This window comes from Actinomycetota bacterium, assembly GCA_013152275.1.
In the GTDB taxonomy this organism is placed as follows: Bacteria; Actinomycetota; Acidimicrobiia; order Spongiisociales; family UBA4744; genus BMS3Bbin01.
In genome coordinates this window covers 40758-55926 of the sequence record JAADGS010000030.1, presented here as the reverse complement: position 1 = coordinate 55926, position 15169 = coordinate 40758, and the positions used below count along the sequence as shown (strand labels likewise).

13 protein-coding genes are annotated in these 15169 nt (G+C 65.1%); 5 read left to right on the top strand and 8 right to left on the bottom strand.

Features of this window, described 5'->3' with window-relative positions; all coding sequences use genetic code 11:
- Positions 1-183: 183 nt before the first annotated feature.
- The 4 genes from GXP34_05470 to yedA form a co-directional block, all read right to left on the bottom strand.
- A complete protein-coding gene (locus tag GXP34_05470) occupies positions 184-1212 on the bottom strand; it encodes a DUF2804 domain-containing protein (protein ID NOY55421.1) in 1029 nt (342 codons plus the stop codon).
- Between the two features lie 149 nt (positions 1213-1361).
- Positions 1362-2219 carry a YjjW family glycine radical enzyme activase gene (yjjW, locus tag GXP34_05465; protein NOY55420.1) on the bottom strand — a complete coding sequence of 286 codons (858 nt, stop codon included), beginning with the start codon at positions 2217-2219 and terminating at the stop codon, positions 1362-1364.
- Positions 2191-3726, bottom strand: a complete 1536-nt coding sequence (gene yjjI, locus GXP34_05460; GenBank protein NOY55419.1) for a YjjI family glycine radical enzyme — start codon at positions 3724-3726, stop codon at positions 2191-2193. Before yjjI ends, yjjW begins: the two co-directional genes overlap by 29 nt.
- 166 nt (positions 3727-3892) lie before the next feature.
- On the bottom strand, positions 3893-4774 hold the full coding sequence (gene yedA / locus GXP34_05455; GenBank protein NOY55418.1) for a drug/metabolite exporter YedA: 882 nt from the start codon (positions 4772-4774) through the stop codon (positions 3893-3895).
- Between the two features lie 147 nt (positions 4775-4921).
- On the opposite strand from yedA, the gene hrpA reads away from it, so the two are divergent.
- The 3 genes from hrpA (at position 4922) to GXP34_05440 (ending at position 10074) form a co-directional block, all read left to right on the top strand.
- On the top strand, positions 4922-8785 hold the full coding sequence (gene hrpA / locus GXP34_05450; GenBank protein ID NOY55417.1) for an ATP-dependent RNA helicase HrpA: 3864 nt from the start codon (positions 4922-4924) through the stop codon (positions 8783-8785).
- A 129-nt stretch (positions 8786-8914) separates the two neighbouring features.
- Entirely contained in the window at positions 8915-9592 is a 678-nt protein-coding gene (locus tag GXP34_05445) for a DUF433 domain-containing protein (GenBank protein NOY55416.1), read from the top strand.
- Between the two features lie 32 nt (positions 9593-9624).
- Positions 9625-10074 (top strand): hypothetical protein, encoded by a 450-nt coding sequence (locus tag GXP34_05440; GenBank protein NOY55415.1) that lies wholly within the window; start codon positions 9625-9627, stop codon positions 10072-10074.
- Here the strand turns inward: GXP34_05440 and GXP34_05435 are convergent.
- The 3 genes from GXP34_05435 to GXP34_05425 form a co-directional block, all read right to left on the bottom strand.
- Positions 10002-10820 (bottom strand): hypothetical protein, encoded by an 819-nt coding sequence (locus GXP34_05435; protein ID NOY55414.1) that lies wholly within the window; start codon positions 10818-10820, stop codon positions 10002-10004. The genes GXP34_05440 and GXP34_05435 overlap by 73 nt on opposite strands.
- A 90-nt stretch (positions 10821-10910) precedes the next feature.
- Positions 10911-11216 (bottom strand): transcriptional regulator, encoded by a 306-nt coding sequence (locus tag GXP34_05430; GenBank protein NOY55413.1) that lies wholly within the window; start codon positions 11214-11216, stop codon positions 10911-10913.
- Positions 11209-11829, bottom strand: coding sequence for a hypothetical protein (locus GXP34_05425; protein NOY55412.1), 621 nt, complete (start codon positions 11827-11829; stop codon positions 11209-11211). Before GXP34_05425 ends, GXP34_05430 begins: the two co-directional genes overlap by 8 nt.
- An 800-nt stretch (positions 11830-12629) precedes the next feature.
- On the opposite strand from GXP34_05425, the gene GXP34_05420 reads away from it, so the two are divergent.
- Entirely contained in the window at positions 12630-12998 is a 369-nt protein-coding gene (locus GXP34_05420) for a hypothetical protein (GenBank protein NOY55411.1), read from the top strand.
- Here GXP34_05420 and GXP34_05415 read toward each other — a convergent pair.
- Positions 12956-13873 carry a CoA ester lyase gene (locus GXP34_05415; GenBank protein ID NOY55410.1) on the bottom strand — a complete coding sequence of 306 codons (918 nt, stop codon included), beginning with the start codon at positions 13871-13873 and terminating at the stop codon, positions 12956-12958. The two genes, GXP34_05420 and GXP34_05415, sit on opposite strands and share 43 nt — an antisense overlap.
- A gap of 104 nt (positions 13874-13977) precedes the next feature.
- Between GXP34_05415 and GXP34_05410 the strand changes: the two genes are divergently transcribed.
- The gene (locus GXP34_05410; GenBank protein ID NOY55409.1) at positions 13978-15168 is read left to right on the top strand and encodes a CoA transferase; all 1191 of its coding nucleotides are present in this window, start codon (positions 13978-13980) and stop codon (positions 15166-15168) included.
- The last annotated feature ends 1 nt before the right edge of the window (position 15169 follow it).

Below are 15169 nucleotides of genomic sequence, written 5' to 3'. Positions count from 1 at the left end.
ATGGGGAGGTTGTCTCCCGGTGAGTGGGGTGAGCCTTGGTTTCCGCCGGTTGAGCGGCGCGAGTCGTGTCTCTCGCCGGCGAACGAAGCCAGCATCGGTGGAGTGCCCCGAGGGAGCGAGGGGGAGGGTTGCCGGGACCGGATCGGGCCCGAGCGCCACACCCGGCCTTGTGATGGCCGGCTGCTACCAGCGGGCGCGGGACTCCTCGGCGAAACCGAGAGCGTCCTCGATGGACAGGGTCGAGCCTGCTCCGTCGGGTACGGTTCCCGACCACCGACCGAACACCTGGTGGACCTCGTTCATGACCACTCCGAGGTTGGTGCGGGCGTGGCGGTCGTGGACCGGGGTCAGGGTGACGTCGAGAGCCCCGTCGTCGGAGCGCACCCGCCAGGGTTGCATCGGGTCGTCCCAGGTGTATCGCCAGTCGAGCTCTTCACCGATCTTGTGGAGCCGACCGTCGATGAACACGCCGTTCTCGGTGAAACCGGTGCCCTCCGTCCACTTGCCCCCGAACTGGAGGGCGACCCGGCGGCCGTCGCTGCCGCGGCCTGTTCCCCCGCCCCAGTTCCAGTGAGTGCGGTAGGGCCATCGACCGCGGCCGATGTCGAGGATGCCCCAGGCATCGCCGGATTCGCCACCAAGTTCGAAGGAGCGATCACCGAGGACGGCTCGGCCCGTCGCCGGCCGCCCCTGATGCTTCGACGTGAACTGGAACCGTCTGTCCGACCACGGGATCACCACGTTGAGAGATTCGTCCCCTGCGGGGTTCGCAACGGAGACGTCGATGCTTCCCGGCGACCCCGACTCGGTCCACTCGGCGCGAATGGTCGTTGCTTGGGAGCCATACGCAATGTCGATCTGCAGATCGTCGCCGTGGTAGCCGACCCGACCGTCGCATACGGTTCCTGGGAGATCGATGCCCCGTGCCAGGGGCACGGTGACGGACCGACCTCCGGACTCGTGTGACCCGAGAACGATCCATTCGACGGTCGCCAAGCCGATGTAGTCGAGGTCGGCCAGGGTGATCGACAAGACAAGCTCATCGGATTGGACGGCCCAGTAATCCCATCGCTTCGTCCGTCCCCACACGCCGTGAAGGTTGGCGTTGTGGAGTGGACGGCGCGACCATCCGATGGCTTCGGGGTTCAACCGGCGCCCGCCGGCCAGGCATAGATCCACCGGCTCGACAAGCTCTCGTTCGTGTGTTGCCATGCTCCTGACACCGTAGTCAGAGCTCGAGCCCGGCGGCATCGTCGAAGGCGCCGATCTGTGGGAGAGGCTCGGCCTTCTTCTCGCAGGGGAGGGGACGAGGCGAAGTTCCCACCGGGCTCGACGGGGCACGGCCGCCGACGGCTTCCCCGTCAGACGCGCACGATCTCGCTCACACCGGCGGCGGAGAGGACCTGCTCGTAGTGCTCCATCTGATCGGCGGTCGGCTCGGCGAGATCCTGGTATTCGGCTCGGACGCCGTGTTTGCGGAACCCGATCACCTTGACGCGCAACGCAGGGTCGATGGAGGCAATCCAGCGTGCGGTGCGTGTGAGCAGGTCGTCGGCGTCGTTGACACCCGAGATGAGGGGGAGGCGCACCTCGTGAAGGCGGTTGCGCCGTGCGAGATACCGGATGGAGTCGAGCACCCGGCCGTTGCCGACACCGGTCAGCGCGACGTGGATGGCATCGTCGAAGGCCTTGATGTCGATCATGGCGCCGTCCATGACCGGCAGCAGCACGTCCCACGTCTCGGGGGAACAGGATCCGTTGCTGTCGACGAACGTGGTGAGGTGCCGGGTGTCCGGGTGGGTCTTGATCTCCGCGAACAGGGCGGCGACGAACCCGGGTTGCAGGGTCGCTTCCCCGCCGGAGACGGTGATCCCGGACAGGAACGGTGCAGCGGCGCGGATCTCGGAGAAGATCTCATCGACGGTGACCTGTCTGGCCAGCGGGGTCGAGTCGTATGGGCAGACATCTACGCAGATGTCGCATCGGGTACAGCGACCCCAGTCGACCGTTACGCTGCCGTCGGTGTCAAGGGACAGGGCATCTTCGGGGCACGGTTCGATACAGATCTCGCAGTCGATGCACGTGCTGATCGTGTAGGGGTTGTGACAGAAGGTGCAGTCGAAGTTGCAGCCCTGCAGGAACAGGACGAACCGGTTCCCGGGCCCGTCGACGTTGCTGAACGGGATGAAGTCATTCAGGAGGGCGCGGGGTGCGCTCATGAACCAGTACTCGCTTGACGTTGCGGGTAGTGATGTGGGTGTTCGCTTCGGCCCCGTACCCGAACGCGGTGCTGTTGTGTCGAGCGCCCGACGCCGCGAATTCGGCCAGGTCGGACTTGCGGACCAGGTAGCCGGTGATGCGAATGAAGTCGTTGCATCCGACGTTGAAGGTGAAGTCGCGCATGCCTTCATGGAACGCCCCCCGGATGACGTCGACCATCGCGTCCGGGTTGTTCACGACGGTGTCTTCGACCTGGAAGACGTCGCTGACCCCGGCGCTGAACTTGTCGTGATGCGGTGCGACGGCGCGGATGTGCTCATAGAGGCCCGGTTCGGCACCGATGGCGACCCGAGTTCCCGCAGTCACGCCGACGTCGGAGTCGATGCCCGACTGTGAATGGAGGAAGCAGACCCCGCCGTTGCCTTCGCAGTGCGGCATCGGAGTGGCGGCGACCTGCGCGGCAATCGCGTCGACGATCCGATACGACAGTTCGTTGGCGGCCTCGTCGGTCCCGTAGGTGCCGGCGCCGAGTGCCTCGACACACTCGGCGAGGCCGAACACGCCGAACATGGCGGAGAACTTGGACAGGTCGATGAGTCCTTCCTTTGCGAGGAAGTCGTGTTCAAAGAACCTTGCTTCTTCGACGAGGTAGCGGATGCGGGACTCGATGATCTCTGCGGTGAGTGCCACATAGTGGGGCAGCGTCGTGGTGAGGAACGCTTCGGGTGTGCCGTTGTGCCGGCGGGCGACCTCTTTGAGGTTGAGGCGGACGAGGGTGTGCGAGCCGCCACCGATCGGGAGCGAGTTGTAGCAACTGACCGACGCGTAATCCTCGCCGAGGTCGCGGACCATGAGCGGGTGGTTCACGAAGTGCGGCTTGGCGACTTTGAAGACGGTCAGGACGCCATCTCTGACGAAGTCGTCGGGGGTGCGCTCGGGGTCGACCTTGAACGTGATGTTGGGCACGACCTGCTCGAGGTCACGTTCGATGCGAAAGATCGTCCGTCCGACGCGCGAGTCGTCCGGGCCGAGGTCGACATGGGTGAACGCGTCGGGGAACATCCGGTCGAGGGCCCGCCAGAACAGGCGGAGCTTGTCGTAGAGGTCTTCGTCGGAGATGCCGTCCGTGTACGGTTCGAGCAGCTTGTCGATGTCTCCGAGGTAGACGGGGTACGACGTGATCGATGGCACCTGCGTGTAGAGGATGAGCAGGAAGTTGAGGGCCTCGTCGAGGCTCGTCGGCGGGTCGAGTTCGAGGAATGCGGATCCCTGTGCGAGAGCTTTCGCGTAGTCGGGCAGGATGTAGCGGGCCCGATAGGGGGCGTTGCCTTCGTACAGATCGCAGATGATCCGCTTGTTGAGGGCCTCGCGGGCGTCGGCGCCGAGAGCGGGAGGCTCGAGGGCTTCTTCGGCAAGACCGGCGAGGTAGTGCCTGCGCTGGTGGTAGGTGAGGTTGGGATCGTTGACGATGTCCCGTGCCCGTGTGCGGAACTCTTCCATCTGCATGCCGGCAACCCCTCGCTGATCGTTCCCAGTATGCGCCGCTGCCGCCTCGGGTTCCAATGGTCCACGAGAGCGAATCGATAACCGACGGGAATCGGTCGTCCTCCGTTCTCGTGACGCTTGGTGGGAATTATCCGGCCCAACCGTCACGAGAACGGGTGGGTGGGCGTCACTCGACGGGCATCGGTGCGCGGTTGCGACTCCACACGATCAGACCGACCGCCACGAGGATGATCGGCAGCGCCACCCACGCTTCGCCGGTGAGCCGTTCCTTCCCGAGTGTCACGCCGAGGATCACCGCGAACAACGGGTTCACGTAGGCGTAGGAGGTGGCCAGCACAGGGCGCACGGTGCGCAGCAGATACGTGTAGGCGCTGAATCCGATCAGCGACCCGAGGAGGGTCAGCCACGCAAGTGCCAGCCACGATTTGAGGCTGGGAGCGGTTGTGATCGACTCGCCGATCCCGGAGCCGATCAACGCGAGTGCCACTCCGCCGCCGAGCATCTGGATGGCGGCCGACATCGGGCCGGCAGGCAGATCGATGTGCGCGGACCAGACCGAACCGAACGCCCACAAGATCGGGGAGACGACGACGAGGACCAGACCGAGCGGTGCGGCACGGAAGTCGCCCTCGCCCGACAGCAGCGCCACCCCGGCGATGCCGACGACGATCCCGATCCATTCGAGCCTTGTCGGCCAGCGCCCGAACAGGCCTGAGATCACCGCTGCCCACACCGGCACCATCGCCACTGCCGTTGCTGCCACGCCGGATCCGACGCCGATGTCTTCGGCGACGGTCACCAGGCCGAGCCCACCGACGAACAGCAGGGTCCCGACGGCGAATCCGTTGCGCCATTGGCGTGGGGTGGGTATCGGCGAGCCACGCCACCGTGCCCAGGTGAAGAGAATGGCGCCGGCGATCATCATGCGGATCGAGGTGCCGAGAAACGGCGGGAACGTCTCGACGAGGAACCGAAGCGCCAGGTAGGTGGAGCTCCAGATGACGTACACCGCGGTGAGTGAGGCGGCGATCATCCATCGGCTCGACATACGACTCCGTTCTCGTGACGGTTCGGGGGAACTATCCGGTCCAACCGTCACCAGAACGGTTGATTTGGGCAAGCGTAACGGACCGCGGTTCGTCCCAAGGTGGCCTCGACCGCCGGGAGCGGCAATCATGGGCCCTCCCACGAAGCCATGAACCTCGCCGACCTTCGCGCCCGCGTCGACGGGCTGACACCGGCCGACCGCCGGTCGTTCCAACGCCGCCTTGCCGGCGCGACCAAGATCGACGCGCCCGCGAGGCGCAAGGCTGCCCTCGAGGCCATCGCCGCGGACCTGACCCGCGCGGAGCGTCGCATCGCCCACAGGAAGGCCGCCGTGCCCGACAAGTTCACCTATCCGGCGGACCTGCCGATCACCGACCGCCTCGACGAGCTCGGCGAGGTCATCCGGGCCAACCAGGTGGTGATCGTCTCGGGCGAGACAGGCTCGGGCAAGAGCACCCAGATCCCCAAGCTGTGCCTCGAACTCGGACGCGGGGTCGACGGCTTCATCGGCCACACCCAGCCACGGCGTATCGCGGCCCGCTCGATCGCCGAGCGAATCGCCGAAGAGACCGGCACGGCGGTCGGTGGCCTCGTCGGCTACACCGTCCGGTTCACCGACCGGGTCGGTGACGGCACGCTGATCAGGGTCATGACCGACGGCATCTTGCTTTCGGAGATCCACCGGGATCGGCGCCTTGCCCGCTACGACACGATCATCGTCGACGAGGCCCACGAACGCAGCCTCAACATCGACTTCCTGCTTGGTTACCTCAAGGCGCTGCTGCCCCGGCGTCCCGACCTGAAGGTGATCATCACCTCCGCCACGATCGACACGGAGCGGTTCTCCGAGCACTTCGACGGGGCCCCCGTCGTGGAGGTGTCCGGTCGCGCCTACCCGGTCGAGATTCGCTACCGGCCGCTCGACGATCCCGAACTGTCCAAGCCGCGCGATCAGCCACAGGCGATCGCCGATGCCGTCGTGGAGCTATACACGGAGGGCTCCGGTGACATCCTCGTGTTCTGTTCGGGGGAGCGCGAGATCCGGGACGCCGCCGACGCCGTCGCCGACCTGGGTCTGGCGCACACGCAGGTCCTGCCCTTGTACGGGCGCCTGTCGGCCGCAGAGCAGCACAGGGTGTTCGAACCGCACCGCGGGCGGAGGATCATCGTCGCCACGAACGTGGCGGAGACATCGCTGACCGTGCCGGGCATCCGGTCCGTCATCGACGTGGGAACCGCCCGCATCTCACGCTACAGCCGGCGCACGAAGGTGCAGAGGCTGCCTATCGAACCGATCTCCCAGGCGTCGGCCGACCAGCGGGCCGGACGATGTGGGCGCCTCGGACCGGGAGTCTGCATCCGCCTCTACGCCGAGGACGACTACCGGTCGCGTCCCGCGTTCACCGAACCGGAGATCCGTCGCACCAACCTGGCGTCGGTGATCCTGCAGATGGCGGCACTCGACCTGGGCGACATCGAAGCGTTCGGGTTCCTCGACCCGCCGGACTCGCGAAGCATCCGCGACGGCATCGCCCTGCTCGAAGAGCTCGGTGCCGTCAACCCCGCCCACCAGGGCACCCGCAGGTGGCTGACCAAGCTCGGACGTCGTCTCGCCCGGTTCCCGCTGGACGTCCGTCTCGCCCGCATGGTGATCGAGGCCGACCGCAACGGCTGTCTCACCGAGGTGCTGGTGATCGCTGCCGCGCTTTCGGTTCGCGACCCGAGGGAACGTCCCGCCGAGCACCGTCAACACGCCGATCAGCTCCACGCCCGGTTCAAACATCCCGACTCCGATCTGCTCTCCTGGCTGCACCTGTGGGAGTACCTGCAGACCGAACGCAGCGCGAGGACCTCGAACCGGTTCCGCAGGATGTGCCGCGACGAGTTCCTCAGCGAACGCCGCATCCGAGAGTGGCAACACATCCACGCCCAACTGCGAGACGTCACCGAAGATCTCGGCATGATCGCCAACACGACGCCCGCCGACCCGGACGCGATCCACCGGTCGGTCCTTGCAGGCCTCCTCTCCCACATCGGGATCAAGGACCCCGGCGGGTACGAGTACCGGGGAGCCCGCAATGCCCGCTTCTTCATCGCCCCCGGATCGGCTCTGTTCAAGGCTGCACCGCAGTGGGTGATGGCCGCCGAGCTGGTGGAGACGAGCCGCCTCTGGGCGAGGGGCGTCGCCCCTGTCCGTCCCGAATGGGTCGAACAGGTCGGCGCCCACCTCGTGCGCACGTCGTACTCCGATCCGTGGTGGGACGCCGACCGTGGTGCGGCCGCCGCCTACGAAACCGTGACGATCTACGGGCTGCCGCTGGTGACCGATCGCAACGTCCAGTACGGGCGGATCGACCCGGCCGGTGCGAGAGAGATGTTCATCTCCCATGCCCTCGTCGCAGGCGAGTGGGAGACTCACCACGACTTCGCGGCACACAACGAGGCCATGATCGAGCAGGTCCAGGCGCTCGAGGCCCGCGAGCGTCGCACCGATCTCCTGGTCGACGATGCCGCCATCTTCGAGTTCTTCGACCGGCGCATTCCCGGCGACGTCATCTCGGTACGCCACTTCGACCGTTGGTGGAAGGATGCCCGCCACGACGACCCGCACCTGCTGGAGCTCGGACTCGATGACCTGATCGACCCGGAGGCCGCCGCACCCGACACCGACGCGTTCCCCGAGGTGTGGCACCACGGTGACGTCGCGATGGCGCTGGCCTACACGTTCGAACCCGGCGGGACGACCGATGGGGTCACCGTCGATGTTCCGATCAGCGGTATCGACCGGGTCGATCCGGCCGTGTTCGAATGGCACGTGCCGGGGTACCGGGTCGAACTGATCACGGAGCTGATCCGAACCCTTCCCAAGCAGTTCCGGAAACCGTTCGTGCCGATTCCCGACACGGCCCGCGTTCTCGCCGAACGCCTCGGCCCCGACGACGGGCGCCTCCTGTCGGTGTTACGCCGTGAGCTGGCCCACATCGGCGGCGTCTCCATTCCACCGGACGTCTTTGACCTGGATGCCCTTCCCGCCCACCTGCGGCCGACATTTCGGGTCGTCGACGATCACGGGGAACCCATCGCCGAGAGCGATGACCTCGCTGTGTTGAAGACAGAACTCCGTGACGCAGCCCGGGCCATGCCGGTGACGAGCCACGAACTCGAACAGATCGGCCTGACCACGTGGAGCATCGGCGCGCTTCCCCGCGTGGTCGAGATCGGCGACGCCGGCCGGAGGGTTCATGCGTATCCGGCACTCGTCGACGAGGGCGGCTCGGTCGCCGTGCGTCTGCTGGCCACCGCCGAAGAGCAGGCGAACGCCATGTGGGCCGGCGCCACGCGCCTGCTGGCCCTCAATCTGCCGTCGGCCGGCAGGATGCTGCGCCTTCTGCTCAACGACGATGCAAGACGGGCGATCCGTTCCGGTCCTCACGGCGCGCCGGCCGAGTGGGTCGACGACTGTGTCACCTGCGTCGCCGGGCAGGTGATCACCGACGCCGGTGGGCCACCGTGGGACGGTGTCGGTTTCGACGCGCTCGTCGCCCGTGCCGGAGAGGATCTCGCCGAGCGGGTGGAAGCGGTGGGATCGGTGTCACTGCGCATCCTCGATCTGGCCCGTTCGCTGCGTGCCTCCCTGGGGCGAACCGACGCGGACGCACCACAGGCAGCCGCAGCCGACATGCAGGGTCAGCTCGACCAGCTCATCTACCCGGGCTTTCTCACCGCCGTTGGCGCGGCGCGGCTGGCCGACGTGGAGCGCTACCTTCGCGCCGTCGAGCGGCGCCTGGAGCGAGTCGTCGGGGATCCGCAGCGGGATCGTGAACGGATGACCCTGGTGCAGCGCCTCGAAGGCGAGTATGAACGGCTCTGCGAGGTGCTTCCGCCGTCGCCTGAGCTCGCGGAGATCGCCTGGATGCTCCAGGAGCTGCGGGTGAGCCTCTTCGCCCAGGCGCTCGGCACCCGTGGGAAGGTGAGTGAGCAGCGGATCGTCAAGGCGCTCCAAGGGCTGTGAGGGGACAGGACATGGCGGGGCTCCTTTCCACGGAGAAGGCCCTGTGCCGTCGGTCGGCAAGGGTGGTTCCCCTCCCGGCATTGTTGCGATACGATGAGTACATCAAGGTACTCATCAGTGGAGGGCCGATTGGAGAGCTCGTTCGATGACGGCGTGTTCACCTCTCAACAGGTGATGCGTCTCTCCGGCATCACCAAACGCCGGCTCGACTATTGGATCGAGAAAGGCATTGTCACCCCCGATATCGATCGGGCAAGGGGCCGTGGTCGCGTGCGACTGTTCTCCTTCGCCAACCTCGTCGAGTTCCGTGTGGCTGCCTGGCTGCGAGACAAGGTGTCGTTGCAGCTCATCGGCAAGATCGTCCAGCGACTCCGGGCCGAGGAGACGTTGCGTCCTCTCGCTCGTGTCACCTTTGCCGTGATCGAGGATCATGTTCGTGGGCGACCCCACCACAGGGTTGTTGTCCAGCAGGCGGATGGGTCATGGGAAGAGTGGCACAGCGGTCAGAAGATCATGGAGATAACCGTCCCGCTCAGAACGTTCGAGGAGGAGCTCCGCCGGTTGGCGCAGGAGGATCGCCGGAGATCGCGCCGGGTCGGCAAGACCGAACGGCGAAGAGGGGTGTTGGGCTCGGCCGAGGTAATCGCCGGAACCCGGGTACCGACCTCCTCGATCTGGAGTCTGCACGAAGCGGGCTACAACGTCGAGCGGATCCTCGACAGCTATCCGGGACTCGAACGAGAGGACGTCCTGGGTGCGGTCGAGGCAGAGGAACGTCGCAGATCGTCGAAGGCGAGGGCAGGCTGAGGTTTCTCGTCGACCATTGCCTTCCAGTCGAGGTGGCTCGGTTTCCGACCGGCCAGGGTCACGAAGCATGGACCGCGTACCAGGCCGGGCTGTCTTCGGTGTCGGACCAGGAATTGATCGCATACGCCGATGACCGGGATGCGATTGTCGGAGACCAACAACGCCGACTTCATTCCGTTGGCGAGGCGACTCCGGTTCGCAGCGGTCGTGTATGTGCGGGTGAGGGAAGTGGTGGCGGTCGAGGCCATGGCACGTGCGCTGGTGTGGCTCGACGAGAACCCTCTGCCGGACGGGATGGTATTGCGGGTTCCGCTGAGAGCGGCGATCACGGTCATGACGCCGCTGCCGTGGTGAAGGTGGTGAAGGCGGTGAGTGCGCCTGGCCTGGTGCCGGCCGATCGGAGACGGGCTCAGTCGTCCTGTTCCATGCCATCTCGGATGGGGATCCCCAGCTCGGCGAACGCCGCGCCGAGGAACCGGTAGGTCCACTCTTCTGCGAACTTGCGGGCGTCGCAGAAGACAATCGGCACCGACGGGTGGTGCACCTGCACGCGGGCGATCAGTTCGGCGACCCATCCCGGTTCGACATGCTCGGAGTGCAGCATCGACGAGTAGCGCTCTTCGACCACGATGGCGGCAGCCGGCAGGGAGGAGAGGTCTGCCATGAGGAACGAGAGCGAACCGTCCACCAGGGTCTTGCGGAAGTCGTCGCTCGTCTTGCGTTCGACCGAGGCGACAACGACGTCGTTGACCATCACCGCATAGTCACCTGCGGCCAGTGCGGATCTCGACACCTCGACGGGGTGGTTGGCGAACCGGTACGGGTAGCGCTCCCGCGTGTCGATCACGACCTCGAGCACCTTCAGGCCGGCGGCCCGCCGCTTCGGGACGCGCACTCCCGGTCGAGAGCCCTTCGCCGCCTTCGGGGTCTGCCAGAAGATCACGTTACGGCCCCGCAGGGTGGTAAAGACGAACTGGCTGCGGCTGTTGATGCGCCGATCCAGCACGAGATCGATCGCCGAGCCTCTCCGTCTACACAGCTTCACCGGCACTTCACCGATGACTTCGGCCTCATCGGGCCACATGTCGACCGGGTGGCAGTACACCCGTGAGGCCCGTGGCCAGTCTTCCTTCGCCTTGAGCACGATGCCGCCTTCGACGGGGAGCCGCAGCAGATAGGGGAGGCTGCTGTCGGTGTCGGGATTGTGTGCGATGAGAAAGGGATCCACACGTTGATTCTGCCTGAACCTGCCGCTGTTTTCGAGTGCCGGGGCACGCGGGCCCAGCGCGGCGCTGATTGTCCCGGGAGCCGAAGGCGTCTACTCCATCGCCTCGAGGATGCCGGTCATCTGCCGGCGGTACGCGTCGAGAGCGGTGCGACCCTCGTCGGTGAGCCGGTAGACGGTGTGCGGAACCTTGTCGACGAAGGATTTCTCGACGGCGATGTAGCCGCCGTTCTCGAGTTTGGCGGTGTGCGACGAGAGGTTGCCACGTGTCAGGCCGGTCTGGCGAAGAAGGAACAGGAAGTCGGCTTCGTCGACGGCGTTGAGGACCGCCAGGATGGCGAGGCGCCCCGGTTCGTGGATCAGGCGATCGATGCCGGCAACCGCTGGGACGTCAGCCACGGTCGGGCTCCTCGATGGTGGGGTTGCGCCGCAGGAAGGTCACCAACGCAACGGTGCCGGTGATCAGTAGCAGCGTTCCCATGGTCGCGAGCTGCCAGGCCACGGGGCGGTATCCGGCGCCGGAACCGATCGCCCAGTAGAGGATCCCTGTGAGGACGGAAGCGACGGCAAGCAGACGGTGCCGGAGGAGACCCGACCGTCGACCTGCGAACCAGAAGCCGGCGGCGAACGACAGTCCGGCCAGTAGCGCGGCAGCTCGCCACCAGTCGCCGGGGTTGCCGAGTTCGCCGGAGATAGCGATGACCGCGACCGTGATCCCGAAGCCGAGGCCAAGGAACAGGAGCATTCCTCGTGCGCTCGGTGGAGATGGATCGGGCCGGTCCCCCGAGTAGCCGATCCGCGGATAGGTCACCTTCTCCTTGAAGCGAAAGACCACCTTCCAACCAAACACAGTGACCGGTACGACCACGATCGCAACCAATTCAGGACCGACCGCCCACGTCAGCGCAAGTCCGAGCATGACTACCGCGGCGAGCAGCTCCATGAGGCCATCCTGATACCCGGCGGCGCGTGCGCTCCTTTCGATCGCATCGAGGTCCATACGATTCGACATCTCATCCCCTTCCTGCAAACTGGTAGTACGGGCAAATCAGTTTGCTGTGCAAACTAGAATCTCGGAATGTCGTTGTCAAGTCGCGGTATCTCTTTCGATGGTCGACCTGCGACACCGGTGGACCACCGGGAAGCCGACCGCCAGATCTTCCGACCGTCACCCATGAGAGTGACCCGCTGCTTGCCGAGCGTCGGGCGGCCGGCGGTGATCGGTCTTGTCATCGACACGCGTCGATGAGGACACGCCTTCGGAGTCGGTACGGAGACCGAAGTGTCCCGCTGCGGCGAGCGGGCGACCTTTGACAGAGTTCGCCGATGTGATGACGGTGATCTCGCCTCCCTGCTTGCACTTGTACCAGACGGGGACGGCATGCGGTGGTCTCGTGGGCTGCTCAATGGAGATCACTTCAACGTGGAGACCGGCGAGGACTTCATCTGGCCCAGTCTTCGTAGTGCGCAGTCTGCGCGTCGTGCCTCTGTTTCGCGTTCAGGGCACTCGCCGACGACCTGGGTTTCCAGGTCTGCATCGAGGTCACCAGCATGTTGTGCGACAACGGGTGGCCTGGATCGTGGCTTTTCTGTGATGTGTGCTCCGGATCCGGAACCGTGAGCGATCCTCGAGACTTCCAGGAGCCCTTCCGGCGGAGTTCGACTCCCGCCTGACACTCGATTTGGCCAACCCCGGCCGGAAGCGACCGAGCAGTGTCGAGGAGCGGACACGATGCCCAGGAACGGCCTCTGTGCGAACCCAGTTCGTCGTGCTACGGTCGGCAAGCGGATCACTTGGCATGGGAGGCACTTGTGGGCACGTCGACAGTGAAGGCCATTCTCGGTTATGACCTGGTCGAGGGGGTGTCGAAGGATGAGTATGAGCAGTGGCTACAGGATGTTCACATTCCGGATCTGCTCGCCAATCCGCATCTCGATCGGCTCGTCTTCAATACGGTTGTGCGGCCGATACTCGCCACGAGCGCAGGTTCTCCCACCTCAGAGGAACCGGAGACGTTCTACCGGATCGCAGAACTGCACTTCGCCAACCACGATTCCTACGAGCAGTATCTTGCGTGGTTTCGTGAGCACCCGATCCCTCCGGAGCGAGGTCCTGCCGGAAGGACGAAGTTTCGTTTCTACGTGTTGACCGACTCCGTCGAGGCAAGTCGCTCCGCTTGAGGATTCGACGAGTCGGCAGAGATGCGCTCGGCTCTTGTCAGGACTTCGCGTGCGGACCGGACGACTGCCTCGTCGATCATTCTGCCTCGATCGTCGAGCACGACGCCCGACTCGTGGGAGAGCGCATCTTCGTAGAGCTCGACGACCCGTCTGGCGGCCGCCACCTCGGCTCGAGAAGGGGTGAAGACGTCGTTGATGACGGGGACCTGGGAAGGGTGGACCGCGGAGCGAGCCCGAAAGCCCAGGCGGTAGAGGCGCTCTGACGAGGTTCGCAAACCATCGAGGTCCGCGATGTCGATTCTCGCCGCTCCGGACGGGGGTTGGATCCCGGCCGCTGCACTGGCAATGACGACCTGGATCCGAATCGATATCCACTCACGCTCGTCTTCGGAGGCGCTGATGCCCAGGTCTGCGGCGAGATCGGCTTCGCCCATGGCCAGATGAGATACACGGCGAGCCGCTGCCAGCTCGGAGACCGCCTGCAATCCCGCAGCCGATTCGATAATGGGTGCGAGAAGGATGCTCGATGTGGCTCGTTCCTTCTCGAGATCGTCGAGGAATGCAGCGATCTCCTCGAGTGTGTCGGGATCTTCGGCTTTGGGCACGTAGAGGCCGGCCAGACCGGGATGCACGACCGTCGCGATATCGTCCTCCATGAGGCCTCGGATGGGATTGACCCGCACCCATGCCGGCGGCGTCACGTCGGGCCCGCGCTCTTGGAGCCATGCGGAGACGAGGTTCCGGCTCGAGGCCTTCGCTGCCGGAGGCACGGCGTCCTCCAGATCGAAGATGAGTGCGTCCGCTCCTCGGTCGCTTGCCTTGGCGAACATTCGGGGTGCGTTACCAGGAACGTAGAGGTAGCTTCGGGCGGTCATTTGTGACACATGCCTCCTGGCGTGACGCCTGTGTGAAGTCGGATCTGGTACAGGAAGGTTCGGGATGATACTATCGGAACGACATTCCCTCTAGTGGAACAAGTATGCCATCAGCGCTCGACGGTGTGAAAGTTCTCGACGTCGCCACCCTGTTCGCAGGTCCCTTGGCGGCGACGATCCTTGCCGACTTCGGCGCCGATGTCATCAAGATCGAACATCCGCGAGGCGATCCTGTTCGAAACCACGGCTACATGAAGGACGGCGTGCCTCTGTGGTGGAAGATGCTTGGCCGCAACAAGCGGGCGATCACCCTGAATCTCAGCAAGTCGCGAGGTCAGGAGCTGTTCGTGCGCCTCGCAGAGGACGCCGACATCGTGATCGAGAACTTTCGTCCGGGGACGCTCGAACGATGGAACATCGGCCCGGACCGTCTCCAGAGTGTCAATCCCGGGTTGATCCTCGCCCGAGTGACTGGGTTTGGTCAGCTCGGTCCGTATGCCAAGCGACCCGGATTCGGTACTTTGGCCGAGTCCATGAGTGGTTTTGCAGCGATCACCGGTGAACCAGACGGACCGCCGACCTTGCCGCCGTTCGGACTCGCCGACGGTATTGCCGCTCAGGCGACGGCGATCGCGATTCTGATGGCCCTGTATCACCGCGACCGTGCAGGTGGAACCGGGCAGATCATCGACCTGGCGATCATCGAACCAATTCTTACGATCCTCGGTCCACAGCCGCTCGTGTATGACCAGTTGGGTCTCGTGCAGCCGCGCACCGGGAATCGCTCGGTCAACAACGCTCCCAGGAATGCATACAAGACTCGCGATGGCCGCTGGGTTGCCGTCTCGACCAGTTCACAGAATATTGCCGAGCGGGTGTTGCGTCTTGTGGGGCATCCGGAGGTGATCGAGGAACCGTGGTTTGCGTCGGGTCGAACCCGTGCCGAGCACGGCGACCTCCTCGACAGGTATGTTGGCGAATGGATAGCCGAACACGATGCAGAGGAGGTCGCTGCCGTCTTCGAGGAGGCGGAAGCGGCGGTGGGACCTATCTACGACATCGCGCAGATCATGGAGGATCCGCAATACCGCGCGCTCGACTCCATCACGACAGTGAAGGACCCCGAACTCGGCGACATCCGGATGCAGAACGTATTGTTTCGAATGTCGGAGACTCCAGGCAGGATCCGCTGGGCGGGCCGGCGCCTTGGAGAGGACAACGAAGAGGTCTTTCGGGACGAGTTGGGTCTTACCGAGGAAGATCTGCAGCGGCTGCAAGACGAAGGCATCATCTGAG